The sequence below is a fragment of the Providencia sp. CIM-Carb-044 genome, from assembly GCF_033901115.1.
Lineage (GTDB): Bacteria > Pseudomonadota > Gammaproteobacteria > Enterobacterales > Enterobacteriaceae > Providencia > Providencia hangzhouensis.
Map to the genome: position 1 here is coordinate 55,255 of NZ_JAXADV010000005.1, position 18,309 is coordinate 73,563.

At 36.8% G+C, this 18,309-nt stretch carries 19 protein-coding genes and 1 pseudogene; 10 read left to right on the forward strand and 10 right to left on the reverse strand.

Annotated elements, in window-relative coordinates; all coding sequences use genetic code 11:
• Positions 1-4: 4 nt before the first annotated feature.
• The 4 genes from SJ312_RS11830 (at position 5) to SJ312_RS11845 (ending at position 3,080) form a co-directional block, all read left to right on the forward strand.
• Entirely contained in the window at positions 5-622 is a 618-nt protein-coding gene (locus SJ312_RS11830; RefSeq protein WP_110592736.1) for a fimbrial protein, read from the forward strand.
• 39 nt (positions 623-661) lie between these two features.
• Positions 662-1,228: a fimbrial protein gene (locus SJ312_RS11835; protein ID WP_094960885.1), complete on the forward strand. Its 567-nt coding sequence runs from the start codon at positions 662-664 to the stop codon at positions 1,226-1,228.
• Between the two features lie 13 nt (positions 1,229-1,241).
• Positions 1,242-2,243, forward strand: coding sequence for a fimbrial protein (locus tag SJ312_RS11840; RefSeq protein WP_228677335.1), 1,002 nt, complete (start codon positions 1,242-1,244; stop codon positions 2,241-2,243).
• Between the two features lie 297 nt (positions 2,244-2,540).
• On the forward strand, positions 2,541-3,080 hold the full coding sequence (locus tag SJ312_RS11845; protein ID WP_096863489.1) for a DUF2058 domain-containing protein: 540 nt from the start codon (positions 2,541-2,543) through the stop codon (positions 3,078-3,080).
• Between the two features lie 32 nt (positions 3,081-3,112).
• Here SJ312_RS11845 and SJ312_RS11850 read toward each other — a convergent pair whose 3' ends face one another.
• Positions 3,113-3,811, reverse strand: coding sequence for an RluA family pseudouridine synthase (locus SJ312_RS11850; protein ID WP_272574803.1), 699 nt, complete (start codon positions 3,809-3,811; stop codon positions 3,113-3,115).
• 182 nt (positions 3,812-3,993) lie between these two features.
• Here SJ312_RS11850 and SJ312_RS11855 point away from each other — a divergent pair, with 182 nt between their 5' ends.
• The 4 genes from SJ312_RS11855 to SJ312_RS11870 all read left to right on the forward strand — a co-directional run bounded on the left by SJ312_RS11855 (position 3,994) and on the right by SJ312_RS11870 (position 8,462).
• Entirely contained in the window at positions 3,994-4,476 is a 483-nt protein-coding gene (locus tag SJ312_RS11855) for a cold-shock protein (protein WP_004263097.1), read from the forward strand.
• 110 nt (positions 4,477-4,586) lie between these two features.
• Entirely contained in the window at positions 4,587-5,327 is a 741-nt protein-coding gene (locus SJ312_RS11860; RefSeq protein ID WP_094960882.1) for a MurR/RpiR family transcriptional regulator, read from the forward strand.
• A gap of 193 nt (positions 5,328-5,520) precedes the next feature.
• The gene (locus SJ312_RS11865) at positions 5,521-7,077 is read left to right on the forward strand and encodes a PTS transporter subunit EIIC (protein WP_153673297.1); all 1,557 of its coding nucleotides are present in this window, start codon (positions 5,521-5,523) and stop codon (positions 7,075-7,077) included.
• Between the two features lie 14 nt (positions 7,078-7,091).
• Complete coding sequence (locus SJ312_RS11870) at positions 7,092-8,462, forward strand: adenylosuccinate lyase family protein (RefSeq protein ID WP_110592733.1); 1,371 nt, start codon at positions 7,092-7,094, stop codon at positions 8,460-8,462.
• Positions 8,463-8,532: 70 nt separating this feature from the next.
• Here SJ312_RS11870 and ytfE read toward each other — a convergent pair whose 3' ends face one another.
• Both ytfE and norV read right to left on the reverse strand, forming a co-directional pair.
• Positions 8,533-9,195: an iron-sulfur cluster repair protein YtfE gene (gene ytfE / locus SJ312_RS11875; RefSeq protein ID WP_110592732.1), complete on the reverse strand. Its 663-nt coding sequence runs from the start codon at positions 9,193-9,195 to the stop codon at positions 8,533-8,535.
• A 62-nt stretch (positions 9,196-9,257) separates the two neighbouring features.
• Positions 9,258-10,451 (reverse strand): annotated as a pseudogene (gene norV, locus SJ312_RS11880) (anaerobic nitric oxide reductase flavorubredoxin); the annotation flags it as partial.
• Between the two features lie 181 nt (positions 10,452-10,632).
• On the opposite strand from norV, the gene norR reads away from it, so the two are divergent.
• The gene (norR, locus tag SJ312_RS11885) at positions 10,633-12,147 is read left to right on the forward strand and encodes a nitric oxide reductase transcriptional regulator NorR (RefSeq protein WP_096863493.1); all 1,515 of its coding nucleotides are present in this window, start codon (positions 10,633-10,635) and stop codon (positions 12,145-12,147) included.
• 50 nt (positions 12,148-12,197) lie between these two features.
• On the opposite strand, the gene SJ312_RS11890 is transcribed toward norR, so the two are convergent.
• On the reverse strand, positions 12,198-14,018 hold the full coding sequence (locus SJ312_RS11890; protein WP_004263075.1) for an FUSC family protein: 1,821 nt from the start codon (positions 14,016-14,018) through the stop codon (positions 12,198-12,200).
• Between the two features lie 108 nt (positions 14,019-14,126).
• Here SJ312_RS11890 and SJ312_RS11895 point away from each other — a divergent pair, with 108 nt between their 5' ends.
• Positions 14,127-14,588, forward strand: a complete 462-nt coding sequence (locus tag SJ312_RS11895) for a MarR family winged helix-turn-helix transcriptional regulator (RefSeq protein ID WP_004263073.1) — start codon at positions 14,127-14,129, stop codon at positions 14,586-14,588.
• Between the two features lie 117 nt (positions 14,589-14,705).
• Here the strand turns inward: SJ312_RS11895 and SJ312_RS11900 are convergent, their stop codons facing one another.
• From SJ312_RS11900 to sctJ, 6 genes are all read right to left on the reverse strand, one after another.
• Positions 14,706-15,152, reverse strand: a complete 447-nt coding sequence (locus SJ312_RS11900) for a YbaY family lipoprotein (protein WP_004263072.1) — start codon at positions 15,150-15,152, stop codon at positions 14,706-14,708.
• A 26-nt stretch (positions 15,153-15,178) separates the two neighbouring features.
• The gene (locus SJ312_RS11905; protein ID WP_036958633.1) at positions 15,179-15,607 is read right to left on the reverse strand and encodes a winged helix-turn-helix domain-containing protein; all 429 of its coding nucleotides are present in this window, start codon (positions 15,605-15,607) and stop codon (positions 15,179-15,181) included.
• Positions 15,608-15,925: 318 nt separating this feature from the next.
• Entirely contained in the window at positions 15,926-16,405 is a 480-nt protein-coding gene (locus SJ312_RS11910; protein WP_110592730.1) for a hypothetical protein, read from the reverse strand.
• Positions 16,395-17,045 (reverse strand): hypothetical protein, encoded by a 651-nt coding sequence (locus SJ312_RS11915; RefSeq protein ID WP_187710665.1) that lies wholly within the window; start codon positions 17,043-17,045, stop codon positions 16,395-16,397. The genes SJ312_RS11910 and SJ312_RS11915 overlap by 11 nt, the downstream gene beginning before the upstream one ends.
• Positions 17,017-17,574, reverse strand: coding sequence for a hypothetical protein (locus tag SJ312_RS11920; RefSeq protein ID WP_110592728.1), 558 nt, complete (start codon positions 17,572-17,574; stop codon positions 17,017-17,019). The genes SJ312_RS11915 and SJ312_RS11920 overlap by 29 nt, the downstream gene beginning before the upstream one ends.
• Complete coding sequence (sctJ, locus tag SJ312_RS11925; protein ID WP_187710664.1) at positions 17,558-18,307, reverse strand: type III secretion system inner membrane ring lipoprotein SctJ; 750 nt, start codon at positions 18,305-18,307, stop codon at positions 17,558-17,560. Before sctJ ends, SJ312_RS11920 begins: the two co-directional genes overlap by 17 nt.
• Positions 18,308-18,309: the final 2 nt, after the last annotated feature.

Below are 18,309 nucleotides of genomic sequence, written 5' to 3' on the forward strand. Positions count from 1 at the left end.
GAAAATGATGATTAATCAAAAAAGCTTTTCCTTACTCTTTGGATTGTCTCTCATATTTAATTCAGCTGTGATATATGCGGAATCAAATAATGCCTTTTATAACACAACAGGTAATTGGGATGTTGAAGGTGCAAATGGTAAAATTTTCGTTTATGGCTCATTAACGGAGAGTGCATGCCATTTATCGATGGATTCTGCATTTCAATCCGTTGATTTAGGAAATATTGAAACTGCATCATTAAAAACAATTGGCGCCCAAGGCCACAAGATACCGATCAACATCGAGTTATTGGATTGTATCGAAACTCCAACAGTTCTGAGAAACAATAAATCAGGTAATGCTACATGGAGTATTTCTCAGCCAGGTATGAAAATTAGGTTTATCACGCCAGTTGTCCCTTTTAGGCCGAACATAGCGAGAGTTGAAGGTGTGAATGGGCTTGGATTGCAGATAACTAATCCTAAAGGAAAAGAAATTGCTTTTGGTGAGTATAGTGAACCTGAGCTTATTTCTACGGGGCAAAATATTTTAACTTATTATGTAGCTCCCGTAAGAATTGCAGAGAAGTTACAGGCTGGAGCTTATCGAAGTGTTATTTCTTTTCAAATAACGTATGAATAATCTTAATAGATTGTCTGATATAGCATTGAAGGTATTTATATGAATAACTTAAATTTCAATTTTTATAAATTTAAAAAAATAATACTCTCCATGCTATTAAGTTTGTTATTTTTTTCGTTACAGAGTCATGCAAAAAATGGTCAAATTGGTGAAATTAAGATACGAGGCCAGCTTGTCGCTGAAGCTTGTACAGTAAGGCCCGGTGATGAAAATATCATTGTGGACTTTGGTACTATCGTTAATAAGTACCTCTATATTAATCAAAAAACGCCAATTGAAAATTTTAATATTCATTTAGATGACTGTGATAATAGTATCTTTAGAACGGTGACCGTTAAGTTTACAGGAAACGAAAATATCAATTTACCAGGCCTTCTTGCATTAGATTCTGGCAGCATGGCTTCGGGCATCGGAATTGAAATCTTAGAATATAGCGGTAAAAAAATTCCCATTAATAGTACGACGCCTGCATACAATTTAGAGAATGGTACAAATATTTTAAGTTTTAATGCGAATGTGCAAGGGGAACCCGATGCAATAAAAAATAAAAGTATTGCGTTTGGCCATTTTACTGCAACCGCTATTTTTAGTTTAATTTATGATTAAGGTATCAGTAACAATGAAGATATTAATATTACTTCTCGCAACCTTATTATTTTCCCCAACTATTTTTGCGTTCCAGTGTAAAACTAATGGAGGGCAGGAAGTTGGCGGGGGAACACAAAGTATTTATGATGTTCCTCTCGATAATGATATTTTTGCTGTACCAAATCGTATAAATGAATTTGCGGATGTGAGTGATTTTATGACCTGCCGTAATGAAGCCCCCAGTGCTTATGTTGATTATTTAAATGTGACTGGTGCTGACCTTGGTCCAACATTTAAGAATAACCCAGAATTAAAAGCGGGTGTGGTCGTACGTGGCGCTTATTATTTAGCACCATTTAGTGGTAAAGAAATTCAAGTATTTCGTTTAACTACAGCTAGTGAACCTTTACAAATTAAATTATATTTGCAGGTAAATGTTAAACCAACGCCATCAGTCTTGGTAAGAAAAGGCGATTTGCTGATGACATTAGATCTCCATAAATATGCGACATTTGTAAATAGTAATCAGCATATTGACCATGCTTATTTTAAATGGAATTTCTATGCAGGTAATGACGTAGTTGTTGGAACGGGTACGTGTGATATCAATGATAACCAAATCATCATTGTTGATTTTGAAACAGTAAATGCATCGGGTATTTCAACGGTGGGAAGTGCAAGCCGTTTTCAACGTAACGCAGAAATCACTTATAGTTGTGAAGATAATAACCTGACGGCGCCAATAAAGATGATTATTAGCGGAGAAACTTCGACTTTCTCATCTGATGCTTTACTTGTTAGAACAGGAGATATTGGTAGTCAAGGTTCTATTATGTCTGGATTAGGTGTTGAGGTTTATCATCAAGGGCAAAGAGTTTCCCCTATGAATGGGCATTTCGATTCAAAAATAGAAAATGGGCATGGTAGAGATACATTAATGTTCACGCTAGTTAAAAAACCTAATTTATCGCCAAATGAATTGATAGAAGGCCAGTTTAGTTCAGCCGCTACCATTATTATGTCCACTCCGTAGCTATTGAAATAGAGAGGTTTTTATATGGATGAAAGCCTCCATTTTTTTCTCGTCAGCTCTCTATGGTTACTGAGCAAATCGTGTTTATAACAAAATCACAATATATCGATGATTTTTTTATAAACATATTTTGGATTAGACAAAATAAGTTAAACACACCAAATTTTGAATTATCATCGCTAGCATCTTTTCTTAAATAACATCACATAATTTCTCTATCAATAAAGCTCAAAGCCTATCAGGTCTCAGTCGCTACAGGTATAATCACATAATTATCCGATAGATTTAGAGGCGAAGATGGCGAAACTCACCTTACAAGAGCAAATGCTAAAAGCAGGATTAGTTACTAGTAAGAAAATGGCAAAAGTGCAAAGAACGGCTAAAAAATCACGTGTTCAGGCGCGTGAAGCAAGGGAAGCCGTAGAAGAAAATAAAAAAGCACAGCTTGAGCGTGACAAACAATTGAGTGAGCAGCATAAACAAATGGTGCAATCCAAAGAGTTTAAAGCGCAAGTTAAACAACTTATTGAAATGAATAAAGTTGATATTTCAAAGGGAGATATTAGTTTTAATTTCACAGATAACAACGTTATCAAGCAAGTTGTTGTAGACAAAATAACACAAACGCAACTGATCAGTGGGCGTCTGGCGATTGCACGTTTAACGATTGATAACAGTGATGTTAACGAGTATGTGATTATTCCAGCAAGCGTAGCGGATAAAATAACGCAAAGAGATGCGGATAGTATCGTACTCAACAATGCACTTAGCCAAGAAGAACAGGATGAAGATGACCCGTATGCGGACTTTAAGATCCCTGACGACCTGATGTGGTAATACTCGTCAAATTTTAAGTCGTATCTTTGGCGTTAAAACGGGCTGGCGCTAAACATTTTAACGTTCTTCTGACTCGCAGGGTGAACAAAATGCAATTCGCTAGCGTGCAAAAGTAAACGTGGAGTCTGCTCAGTCCCTTGTAATAATCGCCCACCATATAGGTCGCAGCCTAATATAGGGTAACCTAATTTTTGGCAATGGATGCGTAGCTGGTGGGTACGCCCTGTTTCAGGTATTAATTGGACTCGGGTTACTGGGAGCAATGTGCCATTATCTAATGGGTGATACAGACGCTCAATCACTTGGTAGTGGGAGCGGGCTGGTTTGCCATTCACCTCGCAAAGCGACATGCGGGGAAACTGTGCAGGGTCTTTTGCTATTGCCGCATCAATGACCCCCTCATCATTAGCTAAGTGGCCACAAAGTAGAGCTTGGTATATTTTAATGACGGAGCGTTGGCTAAATTGCTGGCTTAGAGCTGCATTGATGGCTTTATTGCGAGCAACCACCATTAACCCAGATGTGCCAAAATCGAGACGGTGAACAAGAGTACAGTCTGGGAATATTTGTACTAATCGGTGATGGACGGAGTCTAAGTTTTGTGGGTTTTTTCCAGAAAGGCTGAGTAGGCCACTTGGCTTATTAATAAGAACTAGATGCTCATCCTGATAGATAATTTCTATCTCATCGTGACAGGGCGGGGCAATAAAGGTGTCGATGATTTCAGTCATTAGCCTTTCCAGCAAAAAATGGTGGTTGATAATAACCAATTTTTAGTAGGCAGGCGAACGCTGTCACTTGCATCACGTAAATTTATCACTCAGACTAAAAGCAAAGCCGTAGTCTGCACACGCATTGTGCTCTATACTGCGTGTTGTAAAAACTGAGTCAATAAAAGATTAATTAGGCGGTAATGGCAATGAATGGAACGATCACAACATGGTTCGAAGATAAAGGTTTTGGATTTATCAAAGATGAGAATGGCGATAATCGTTATTTTCATGTGGTTAAGGTTGCCAACCCAGATTTGATTAAAAAAAATGCCGCAGTTACTTTCGAACCGACGACAAATAATAAAGGGTTATCTGCTTTTGCGGTCAAAGTCATACCTGAAAGTAAATATATTTATATCGCAGGAGAACGGATTAAGATTACATCAATTAAATCCTATCGTGTTTATTCAGTAGAAGTACCTGCAGATACGCGTATCGATAAAGAAAATACCGTGTTATCAATTGGCGCATTAATGAATAGTATCAAACCAAAATCAGATAAACCTGGTCAAATGCGTTCATTGAAAAAATTAGAAATTAGTACGTTACATGGGACATCATTAACATTTTCGGAAGATGAAATTGATATCGATGAGGCTGTGAAACAACTTAAGTTTAAGTGATTTCTTGTCCAGTAAACAGCGCCACTCTTGAGTGCTGTTTACTTGTTTATTACTTTATTCTTATACAATAGAGTCACTTGAAAGCTAGCTAGGCTCATCGGGGAGGGGATATGTTAGATTTCTTAAAAAATTACGATAATTTAACCATTAGCGAAAAAAAAGTCTTAAAATACCTGACTGATAATATTACAGATATCCCTTACTTAAATATTAATGAACTAGTTGCTAAAACCTTTGTTTCTAAAACAGTTATTATTAATTTGTCGCAAAAATTAGGGTTTAGTGGATTTAAAGAACTTAAGTTTCAGATTAATAATTATATTTTAACAAAAAATAAAACTGAAAAAATCACACCTTCGTCTTATAAAAAACAACTTGAAAAAAATATTAATAAAAGTTTTACATTAATTAACGAAGAGCAAATTAGCGATTGCGCTAAAATACTACATAAATCGAGAAATATTTTTATTGTTGCCAGAGGGACAAGTAAGGCTGTTGGCTATTATCTTGAACACTTACTATTTGCGTTAGGTTTACACTGTTTTTTCATTAATGACTACAATTTATCTGATTCTTTCACTCGATTAGTCAGCAAAGATGACACCGTCATTTTTATCTCACTATCAGGGGGAACCAAAAAAATTATTGAAACAGCAAAAATTGTGCAATTAAAAGGGGCAAATATCATTAGTATGACCGCCTTTAATACTAATGAACTAACTACTTATACTGATAACACTCTGTTTTGTTTTGCCGATAACTTTGATACTAAAAGAGATGACACAAAATCCAGAATTGGCTTTTTTATTTTAGTTGATTTACTTATCAATGAATTAGAAAATCTACTTTAAATTTTCTTTTTTATTTTCTAAGAAAACTTCACTCGTCTTTCATTCTTGTCTTTGGTAGATAGTTTTTATTAATATGACCTAGGTCATTAGTTATGACCTAAGATAACTTTTAAAACCGTGACATCATTTCTTTTATAATCCCCCCAAGCTAGTATGCCTTTAATTCTAATAATAGAAGTCATAAGGAAACAGTATGGCCAGAAAAAAGTTTGGTGAATCTATTCAACGCTTTGGGAGAACATTACTCCTTCCGATAGGTGTTTTAGCACCTATTGGTATGATATTGGGTATCAGTGGTGCATTAGTGCAAACTTATATGATTGCACGTTTTCCTTTTCTCGGAAATGAAACTGTTAATGCATTACTTGTCAGCATTCGTTCAATCGCGGGTGTTATTTTTGATAATATTCCCCTACTGTTTGCTATGGGGGTGGCCTATGGTATGAGCCATCGAGATAAGGGGATCGCCGTCTTTGCATCGGTTGTCGGCTACTTATCGCTGATCATCACCATGAATATTTGGCTAGTGCTTACTGGTAAGCTTGCAGACCCTGCAATGATGGGGCAAGTAGGGCAAATTAAAGTTCTTGGTATACAAACTTTAAATATCAGTGCCGCAGGAGGGATTATTACTGGTTTGATTGCCGCTTGGGCGACTGATAAGTTCTATAACCTTGAATTGCCAACCGCATTTGCTTTCTTTTCTGGTAAAAAATCCGTTTCTATTATTATGATCGGTTTAATGATTGGAGTGGGTGCGTTATTACCGTTTATTTGGGAAGTATTAGTCCAAGGTTTGATGAAACTCTCTGCGGTATTTTTAAGTCCTGTAGGGCCATTTTTTACCGCGGGTGGTGAACGTTTATTTATTCCATTTGGTTTACACCATGTATGGAACGTTTTATTTAGATTTACTGAGGCGGGTGGTACTTATGTTATTGACGGACAAACCTTTGTTGGTGTTGTTCCTGCATTAACTGAGGTGCTATTTAACCAAGGCCCAGATAGTGAATATTGGTCGATGATGCCAAGTTTGACTCGCTTTATGGCGCAGCAACAAATGCTAGTCACACTATTCCTATTCCCTGCAATTGCTCTTGCTATTTACAAAACATCGAAGAAAGAAAACCGCGCAGAAGTGAAATCCATGCTGGTTACCATGGTATTAACAGCCATGCTTGGTAACGTCACGGAGCCACTCGAATTTACCTTCGTATTTATTGCGCCATTACTGTACTTAATTTACGCCATTATTGTCGGTATCGGTGCGGTGTTGCTTTCATTCGCTGAGGTCGGTATCGGTTATATTCGTGGAACCGTCTTTGATTTTACTATTTTTGGTCTACTGTACGAACACACTAACTGGATCTTCTTGGTTATTATCGGTAGCTGTTTAGCCGTCGTCACTTACTTTATTTTCTACTGGGCAATTATTAAATTTGATATTAAAACTCCTGGTCGTGAAGAATCGAGTAATCTGAAAAATACCTTAATTAAAGAAAAACGATATGGCGAAATCGCAGAAATTTTAATCCAAGCATTAGGTGGAAAACAAAATATTCGTAACGTAGATAACTGTATTACTCGTATGCGTATTGATGTTGGAGAAGTGAACCAAATAGATAAAGATTTAATGTTGGAATCAGGATGTACCGCATTCTTCTTTCCATCGGCAAACCACGTCCATGTCGTGTATGGACCAAAGGTTGAGTTTGTTCGCAATGCTGTTGATGAAGCAATGAAGAAATAAAGAAAGGATACGAAATGAGAGCATTATACGATTCTAAAAGTAAAACTATTGATGACCGTGGAATTAAAGACTTATTGTCTGATGAAGCAAAATATTCTACTTGGTTAATGTTTGAATCCATGCTGGCCCAAGCTCAAGCGGAACTGGGATTTATTCCACAATCAGCGGCAGATGAAATTAAAGAAAAGGCTGTTATCGAAAATATCGATTTTGAAGAAATGAGCCGTATTTACCAAAAAATAGGCCATGGCTTTGTACCTTTCTTGAAAGTTTTAGTGAATGCTTGCTCTGAGGAAAGTGGTAAATATATCCATTATGGAATTACCACGCAAAATATTCAGCAAAGTTCACAGCTCTATATGATGAAAACCGTACATTATAAATTTATGTTGTTACTCGGTGAAATCATCGAAAACTTAGCCGATTTGGCCGAAAGAACCAAACATATGGTGATGCCGGGAAGAACTCATGGGCGTCATGCGATCCCTATCACCTATGGCTATAAAGTTTCGGTGTGGATCAGCGATTTTATTGATTGCTACCAACGTATGAAAGAGTGTGAAAAACGGGTTTTCACTATCATGATGGGTGGTGCTGTTGGTGCATTTAACTCAATGCCTGATGTTGGTATAGCGGTACAAAAACGTGTCGCTGAGCTGGTGGGTATGGAAGCCATGGAAGTACCATCCAGAAACTTAAGTACGCATAAGCTTGAATATATGGCAAATTTAGCGTTAATGGCCAATATTTGTCATAAAATCGGTGAAGAAGTTTATAGCACAACGTTAGAAGAAATTGCAGAGGTTTCAGAAGGCTTTACTAAAGGAACAGTGGGCAGTAGTACTATGCCGCATAAAATAAACCCAAAACTTGCTAAGGGAATTATTGCTAACTCACAGAAATTATATTCTTTACCGAGTGTTGGTATGTATTCTGCGGTAAGGCCTTATGAAGGTGATAGTAGCTCTTATATGTTATTTGATGGGTTAATTGAAGAAGCTTTGGAATTAACCACGGAAATTTTACTAAGAACTGAAGAGCTTTCTAGGACGATTGTGCCACATGAAGAGAGAATGCTTCATAATGTTTTGAGAAACAAAGGGCTGGATAATACTGAGTATGTCATGATGAAGATGGCGGAAAAATTAGGCAAAGATAAAGCTCACTCCCTTCTGTATGAAGAAGCAATTAAAACTGCGGCGGATGGGGAAGATTTTTATACTAATTTGACCAAAAATAGTGTGATATCAGCAGCATTCAGTAATGAAGAAATTAAAGCAATGCTTGACCCGAGATCTTATATCGGGTTATCTGTTGAAATTGCAGAAAAAGAAGCAAAACGTGGATTAGTCGTTTCGCAAGAAATTAAGCAACAGTACAAATAGGTATTTTTAGTATCTACTAAAAATGTTTAAAACAAGGGGCCGTCTATTATATCGATAGCCCCTTACTTATTTATTCGCCAGCGAGTGCTCTTGGGAATAATAAGTTATTTTCTAGGTTAATGTGATTCATTAAATCATCAATCAGTTCATTGATACCATTATACAACACACGCCAGGTAGTACAGGCTTCTGGTGGCGGTGTGACATTATTGGTAATACCTTTAATTGCTTCTAAGATATCACCAGCATCATCATGTTCTTGTTCCATGACACTAATTGGACCTGCTGCGTTTCTGCCCATTCCGTTTTTTATCATAGGGAATAAAACGCGTTCTTCTTTCATCATATGGCTAGCTAGTTCTTCCAGTAATGCTTCTAAGTATTTTGATAAACCTTTTGGCACGCTTGGCTTATTTATATGAACGCGTTCAACTTTTTGTGCCTGTAGTATTAGTTCAGGTAATTGTTCTCTGTGCCTATCATGATAGCGAACAATGATAAAATCGATAATCTCACTGAGTGGGGCTTTGCGCCAATCCTGTTCTAACGTTTCTGTGGCTAATTTAGCTAATTGGCTTTCTAATAGCTCAATATCTAACTTTAATTTTTCTGCGCTGCGACTCAGCGTCTGTTTGCCACCACAACAGTAATCCATATTATATTGGCGAAATAAAGAAGAAGCTCTAGGAATGGATAATGCGAGCTGTCCGAGTGTTTTATCTCTAAATTGCATATGAGGTATCCTTTAAAAAATCATAAAATTCTGATGCTACTTTGTTATTTAATTTATGCAGGTAATGCCCATTGGCGAGCAATATTACGCCCATATTCACGGCAGTCATCTAATGTTTTTGTGTCTGGTTTCCATTTTGCTTTTAAAGATAATGCGGTATCAAAACCGGCATCCATCAAACGTGTTTGAACACGGTCAACGGCGCCGCCATTCCAACCAAAACTACCGAAAGCAGCGGCTTTTTTATTTAAAAAACGTAAGCCTGTAATTTCTTCAAGCATACCTGCTATTTTAGGCATCATGACATTATTCATGGTTGAGGTACCGACCAGTGCCGCTTTGGAGCGAAAAACATGAGTAATAATGTCGTTTTTATCACTGCGTGCAACGTTAAATATTTTAACCGCGACATTAGGGTCGGCTTCATTGATGCCTTGAGCGATTGCATCCGCCATTAAACGAGTATTATTTGACATGGTATCGTAGAAAATAGTGATACGATCTTCTTGATAATCTGCTGCCCATTTCAAATACAATTCAATGATTTGATTTGGATTATCACGCCATACTACTCCGTGAGATGTCGCTATCATATCGACAGGTAGATTAAAGCCTAAAATTTCATTTATTTTTGGCGTCACTAAGCGGCTAAATGGGGTAAGAATATTGGCGTAGTAACGCTGGCACTGTTCGAATAATTCATTTTGGTCGACTTCGTCATTAAATAATCGCTCATCACAATAGTGCTGCCCGAAAGCATCATTACTAAAAAGTACGGCATCTTCAGTAAAATAAGTCATCATGCTGTCAGGCCAATGTAGCATTGGAGTCTCAATGAAAATCAATTGTTTATTGTTACCTATATTGAGCGTGTCACCTGTTTTAACGATTTTGAAATTCCATTCAGGATGATGGTGATGACCATTTATTGAATCAATGGCATTGGCTGTGCAATAGATCGGGGTATTAGGAATAAAGCTCATTAATTCGGTTAATGCACCTGCGTGATCTTCTTCTGCATGGTTAATGACGATGTAGTCAATATCATTTAAATCAATTTGCGAGCGCAAATTTTGAACAAACTCACGGCTAAATTTATGATCGACAGTATCAATAAGAACATTTTTTTCTTCGCGGATTAAATAGCTATTATAACTACTTCCCTTTAATGTTTTGTATTCGGTTCCATGAAAATCACGTACTTCCCAATCACGCTGACCTACCCAATGGATGTTATTTTTTACATGAATCGCCATATTAATTTTGTCCTGTAGCTTTTAGAGTATAAGAAGACATAATCAATATTCATGCCAATATTTAACATTTTGATTTTTAACTAAATTAAAATAATTTGTTTTAGTTTATAGTCAAAATGACTATGTTAAGTGTTGTCATTATGACTATAATTGTTGTCAAATTGACAATGGGGAATGAATCATGGGTTTTTCTGTCGAGGCACTGGCAAAGATTGCAATCGAATTACAAAGTGGTATGGAGCATTCAGATCGATTTCAGCGTTTGATTACCACGTTAAGGCAATCATTAAGGTGTGATGCATGTGCGTTATTACGTTATGAATCAGGCCAATTTATTCCTTTAGCAATCGATGGGTTAATGGCTGATGTTTTAGGTCGTCGATTCTTTTTGTCAGGGCACCCTCGGCTAGAAGCAATTGCAAGAGCCGGTGATGTAGTTCGTTTTCCTGCTGATAGCCAGCTCCCTGACCCATATGATGGGTTAATTCCTCATCATCAACACCTAAAAGTTCATGCTTGTGTCGGCTTACCCTTGTATGCGGGGCAAAATCTTATTGGTGCATTAACATTAGATGGTATGGAACCTGATCAATTCGATGCATTTAGCAATGAGTCACTGAGGTTAATTGCCGCGTTAGCTGCGGGAGCACTAAATAATGCATTACTTATTGAACAGCTTGAAAAGCAAAATATATTACCGAATAAACCCATACTATTTAAACCTTCTGGAGAAACCGAGATTATTGGTTTATCTCTTCGTATGCAACAATTAAAAAAGGAAATTGATATTGTTGCCGCGTCTGAATTAAATGTTCTGGTCGGCGGAGAAACGGGAACAGGAAAAGAGCTAGTCGTTAAATCTATCCATGAAAAATCCCTTCGAGCAGATCACCCTCTTATTTATTTAAACTGTGCTGCACTGCCTGAGAGTGTGGCGGAAAGTGAATTATTCGGTCATGTTAAAGGTGCCTTTACTGGGGCAATTAGCCACCGTAGTGGTAAATTCGAAATGGCGGATAATGGTACCTTATTTTTAGATGAAATAGGGGAGCTTTCATTAGCGTTACAGGCTAAATTACTGCGAGTATTGCAATATGGCGATATTCAACGTGTTGGTGATGACCGTAGTTTACGCGTTAATGTTCGTATATTGGCGGCAACTAACCGTGATCTACGCGAAGAAGTGTTAGAAGGTCGGTTTAGGGCCGATTTATTTCATCGTTTAAGTGTATTTCCGCTATTTGTTCCCCCATTAAAGGAACGTGGCGAAGATATTATTTTATTAGCGGGGTTCTTCTGTGAACAATATCGCCAGCGTTTTGGCTTATCCAGTGTGGTACTGAGTCCTTCATTACAACGGTATTTACTCAATTATTCATGGCCAGGTAATGTACGTGAATTGGAACATGCGATTCATCGTGCCGTTGTTCTTGCTCGAGCTTCAAGTGATACTGATGAAATTATCTTACAGCCTCAATATTTTACCTTTGATAATAATAAGTATGAGTTTACAGAAACATCACAGAAAGTCTTACCACTAACTAAAAATTTACGTGAGGTAACGGATGATTTTCAGCGTAAAGTCATTTCACAAGTATTAGAACAAAGCCATTATAATTGGTCTGCATGTGCCAGAGAATTGTCTGTCGATATCGCTAATTTACATCGATTAGCTAAACGACTAGGTCTGAAATAAAGTATTAATGCCTGTTTTAGCCGGGGTACTTATAAGAACTTATTTTATTATTAGCAATATTCTTTTTCCATATAGTGTTTTACATATTTCTTAAGCTGTTCAAGTTCTTTATTATCATTTTCGTTACGCTGTAAATGCTGAAATAGTGTGGAAATTTTCTTTAAGTCAAAGCGATTTTGTTGAATGCGTTTTTCAAGCGCAATAAGGGCTCTTTTCTTTGATGCGTGGTGCGCAAATTGCTTATGCAAAATAAGTAGATACAACCAAATACTTTGTCGAGTTATAAAAAAATCAAATATAGGCGGGTGAGGAAGATTTGCTTTTTTTGCTAGCAATAATCCACTAAATAAACGGTGCATGAATTGGGATGTGGAAGGCTTATTGCCCTGAATTAGAGCCGTTACTCCTTGTTTAAATTGCTGCTCAGAGAGATAGATTAATTGCTGGTAACGCTTGGTCGGGTTGGTTGGATAAATCCATGCGAAAGCAGCCATTGCAACTAATGGGCCTGAAACTATCGCAATGGCATTACCGATACTTTGAGGGAGTGAAAGAGAAAAAGGATAGCTCGGTTGGAGCAAAATTAAAGAAACCATAATGTAATCAAAAGCAATTAAAATTAGGCGGTTATGGGAAAAAATGATAACGCCACTAATAATCACTGGAATAATGAAAAAGGTCATCTGCCATGATGAAGAGGCAAAAGGCCATAAGTACCATGTGCAGATTAACGCTGTAATAGCGCCAAACAATTGCCCAGTAAAAATATTTTTCATAAACCTAGCGGGGTAATCGAGGGATGCGAATAGAGCCAACATCACTGAAAGACCGAGAGTAAGATAAGCCAGTACTTGCCACTGTGTCCACAACCATAACAAACCAACTGCAGCGATAGTCATAAAAGAACGAGCAAAGGCGTGCCACGCTGAAATTTTATCTTGATGAAGCTTCAGTTTATCCACTTTTTCAAAGTGTTTCGCTGATTTACCAAAAATAGCATAGTAAAGTGGGATCAATAGTGTTTTCAGTACTCCAGCGGGGCATAATGATAAAATATGTTTCCATTGAGTCTCAGTTGGCTCTAGTGCAGGAAAATAAAAAGGTGCAATAGATTGATATTTATCTAAGTGTAATAATATTTGGCTTTGAAACATGAGTTTTTGACGCGCTTTAGCAACTTGTTTGCGGTGATAACGCCAGCCAATACGATGAGTCTCTAAAATTTCGTCATAGCTAGCCATGGTTTGCCAAAGATAGTCGATATCGTGTTGCTTAATTGGGTGCTTTTTCTCAAGTGAGTCATGTAGTATTTGGAAGAATAGTGTATCAATTTGATTTTTAAGGGTAATGATATTATCTTGTTCACGCTTAGGGGTAAAAAGGAAATTGAATACTACCGCTGAAAGCACGCCAACCAAAATGGTCCATAGCCGATCCCAAGCGACTATAAATAAGTTATCAGTAATATGAACGCTCAACATACTCACCATCACGGCGGAGTAACCTGCTAAAAATGTGCCATAAGCGACAAAGCCCTTTTGTAATTGGCCGATACCACTGCAAATGCCTAACCAACTCGCTAGCCCAATAATGAAAAGTAACGGGTGAATAAGGTGAAGCTGAATTAAGACGACACCGGCAAGCACACCACAAACTGTTCCAGCAAAACGCCACCAACTTTTTTCCAGTAAATTTTCGCGCCAAGGTTGCGCTGAAGCCCAGACGGTCATGGCTGCCCATTGGGGGTGAACTAACTCTAAATATTGAGCAATAAAGAGCGCAGCAATTGATGCACAAGCGGTAATGGCGGCAAAACGAAAGCGTGCTGGGTTGAATCCCAATGAATTCAGTAAAGTTATTATTTTTGACATAGAATATGAGTAAATTTGGGGTGTTAAAAAAGTATTTAGTTGATAATATCAACTAAAATCAGCGTGATTATTAACTAATTGGTTGATAAAATCAACTAAAGAGGGATTATGCGTACAGAACAGGCTCGAGTATTTGGAGTGATTAGTCGAGCAGCTCACCATTATATGAAATGGATGGGAGAGCCTTATGGTATCAATGCAATTGAGTGTTTGATGATTTTACATATTCATCAATATGATGCATCAACCCTAGAGCAGATTACGAAAGCGATGGTTGTGGATAAATCAGTGACGACTCGAGGTGTGAGCAAATTTTTAGCTAAGGGGTGGGTTGCTAAAACGAATAGCTTAGTCGATAAACGGGTTTATCATGTTTCGTTGACAGCGCTCGGCAAAACGATTGTGAATGAGTTAAATTTTAAACTAGATAAATGGAATGATTATTTAGCGGCGGATTTGCCAGAACAAGAGGCTGATCAGCTATTTAGTGCACTAGAAAGCTTAGCGAAACGAGCTATTGAAAGCTCGGCGGCAGATTTTCCGAGTTTATTAGAAAAACCAAATGAGTGAGGCTCAATAACCAACCTAGCAATGTTATGTATTTAGGACTGGTTTGAGAGCGGGTTATGTAATTCTTCATTAAGAGGAGGAGAATTCTTTAAATTTATTTTGGCGAAATGAACGTTGTTATTGCGAAATAGCGGTCATAGGAAGTAATACTACTTCAGACATATTCTCAGGTATTGGGCTTAGTTTATTACTCATCATGATTAATTCGCCATCTTTTTCAATTCTTGCACTCATTCCTAAGGTATACCGTTTGGATTGAAATTCTTCAGGAAGAGCGACTGTAAATGCGATACTACGTCCTGCACTTTTTGTTTTTAAACTGTAATCCAGATTAGACTTTGCGTTGTTTTCATTTTGTTGTATTGAGGTCAATGAGAGTGTAATTGTGGAATTTTCGGGAATATCATAAGAGTGCGAATAAATATTACCATTAATATTATAAGCGGGAGTATGAGTAAAATAACTCATTAAAGTACTATTACAAGCAGATAGCATGAAGGTTATAAAAAGTATAAATAATAAAAAAAAGTATTTCTTTGAAAAATTTGGGTTAATATTTAGCATTAAATTTTCTCTTTGATGAAATCTGGTTATAGTGATGAACGAATAAACATTCTCTGAAGAAAATATCGTATATAGGTGTAAAGGCTTTTTTTTGTGTCATATTTTGAGAGTGTTGGCATTTCTGATTTCTCTCCTGTATATAAAATACCAATTCGAGGTAAGGTCATAATTAAATTTTCATCGAGATCGACTTTTTTAAAGGATTGTCGTAATTGCCTGACTAGCTTGTAATAACTACTTTCAGTTACGATAGTGCCTCTTTTTTCCCAAATTTCATACATAACTTCTCTTTTACTATTTGTTTTTATTAATAATAATTTAAGCAGACATGATTCATTTTCGGAAAGATTAACGACATTTTTTTCACGGGAAAGTGTGCGTTTGAGTGGGTCATAGACGACATTCCCAGATAAGAGGATCATTGATTCTTTTTCATTATAGTCAATGTTATCCATAAGGTTTTGTACTGTAGGTAAATCGGTCATAATTTATATCTGTCCTGATCATTTATGAATATATTTCAATACAAAAAACGAGACTAGATAAGATGTTATAAAAAATAAAATCGCTTTTTGATATTGAGCTAATGTGTTTTGATAAAGTGAATTTAAACGATATTCAGAGGTTGTATATATCAATTTTTATTTAAATTTTTTATGTTTTTTATATTTTTATAAATAAATAGGCTTAGGGTATTAAAAAAATACACTAAACCTATAAATATTAGTCGATAGATAATAAATTCAAGATGAGGGTAATAGAGGAAATTAATGCTAAATTACTAGTTCATCATCCTCATCGTCGCTACCCTCTAAATTAATATTAGTCATATTATGACGAAGTTGGTTGCTAAGAGGGGCGCTCATCAAACTGATAGACATATAATGGTTGAGTGAACGATTAAATTTTTTATTTAGTGATACTAGCTCTGGGTCATTCGATGATTGTAATGCTTGGCTAACACCGGCGATAAAGTTTTGTTTTTCATCTTTACCCAATGCAATCATAGTTTTAAATACATGAGAGAAGAATATTTTGTCATCTCCCTTTGATTTAAGCTCATCAATAAAGTTGTTAACTTTATTTTTTTCTATAGGGGATAAATCTATTTTTTCGCTGTATTGATACTTATTTGTGGTCTCCATATTTTTCTCCTGCCATATTGAGGTCATTTTACTTTGAATATTTTCTGCATGAATTTGAGAACCGTTATATTGAGGATTGATAACCTTAGTTTGTAGATTAGTCTGCATATTTGTGTTCTTCCGGTATTGAATTTATTGTTGTTATCAAGTTTTGATAGGCATTTTTATGCATTTTTAAAATTTGGCATTGTGTCGGAACAGAAAATACATGAGGAAAAATATTTTTAGAGGCAATGACAGGGGAAAAGTAGGTGATTCTATTATCGACTTCTAAGGCAATTGTATTATCAGCCGTGGTTGAAAACTTCATATCAGAACCACCTATCGTAATACGAGTTTGCATTTTTTCAGGTAAGTGTAATGTTGTATTGGTTGTTTTTGCACATTGCCTCTCAAAATAGGTTGCAACCGTCTCTTGTAGATGGTTATCACCAAAAATATCATTCAATATTTTCATCAGCTGTTCTTTGCTTTGACTGATATTTTCTTGGTATTGAATTTCACTGGTTTCTACCGTATGAATAAAATCAGTTAATAATTGTTTAATTCCATCGTTATAGCCTTGTTGATAAGCGGTTTGGTAGATAGCTTCTTGCTGTTGTTTTGCTTGTTTGTATAGCTCACTCGCCTTTTTTTGAGCTTGTTGAGTGATAATTGTGTGGTATCTATCGGCACTCAATGCTTGGTATTTGATCAAAACTTTTTCAGACATCGTCTGTTTAACATTTGGGGGTGTTTTCTCTGACATATCGACATGTTTCTTCAATAGTATTCCAAGGTAGCATCGTTTTTACGGATGACGGTATAAGTTGCTGAGTTTCAAGACTGAACATATATTTTGCCCGAAGGGTGTAAGTGGTGCCAAAGGGAGCTAAACACATTAATAACTGTTGTGCTCCAAGGGCAGTTAGTACCTGTGGTGACGTCGTGGGTTGATTTTCCGACTGCCAAAGTGAGCGGCTTAAGCGTGTATGTAATACACGGTATTTGGAAAGTTCAACCCACCAAGGGAGTGGTTCGGCGTGTAGTAGAACCCCTAAGCCTAACGCTACCTCCGGTAGTAAAGCCCAATGTTCAGATAATACTTTTGGCAATAAGGGAGTTTTCTCATTGGGTAAAGGCAATGAGTATTGATGAATCAATTGCTGATTGTGTTTACGTTGCAGTAAAGGTGGAAAGTCGTTATATCCGACCCCATTAAATTCACTATGGAAATAGCAACCTGGCGCGAGTAAAATATTTCCTTGTTCAATTAGTAGGTTAGTCAGCGTTGCCATCAACAGGTTTCTCCATCAGATGAGTTGCTGATTTTTTGTTACTTAGCTGGCGCCACAGTAATAGTAAAATAGCAAATAGAATGATAATTGCTGCGATAATTGAGCTGATTATAATTGGATTGAATGTATTTTCTGGTTCAGATTTAATTTGGTATTGTAATGGTGGCCGGTTGACGACGACGACTGAGACATTATCGTAATTTGCTTCAGCAAAACTGTTCGTTAGAAACAGTTTAATTTTATGCATCATCATCTGAGGATCTTCACTTCCGGAATAAGTAACTAAGCTAGACACATTTTGTATTTGCTTGGTCGGATTATTGCCATTTAATGGGTAGCTGACATGCACTCGAGCATTAATAATGTCGGGGATGGTGAGCAGTGATTGTTCAAGCCGTTGTTCGATTAAAGAAAGTAAACGGGTACGTTCTGCTTGTGGTGATGCCACCAAAGAATCTCCAGGGAATGCTTGAATAATTTCTATTGGCTCTTTTGATGGTAAGTTATATTGGCGCAATAAATCTACCGCGATAACAAAATCACTAGGTTGAACACGAATGGAATCCCCGTTTTTATTATCTTGTTTACGCGTAGCCTCAACACCATGCTCTTGCAGTATGGCCAACACTTCATTACTTTGCCTTTGGCTTAACTGACTGAGTAATAATTGGTTATCACAGCCCGCTAAGAAGCTAATAAATCCAATCAAGATAAACTTCTTTAAAATATTCATGG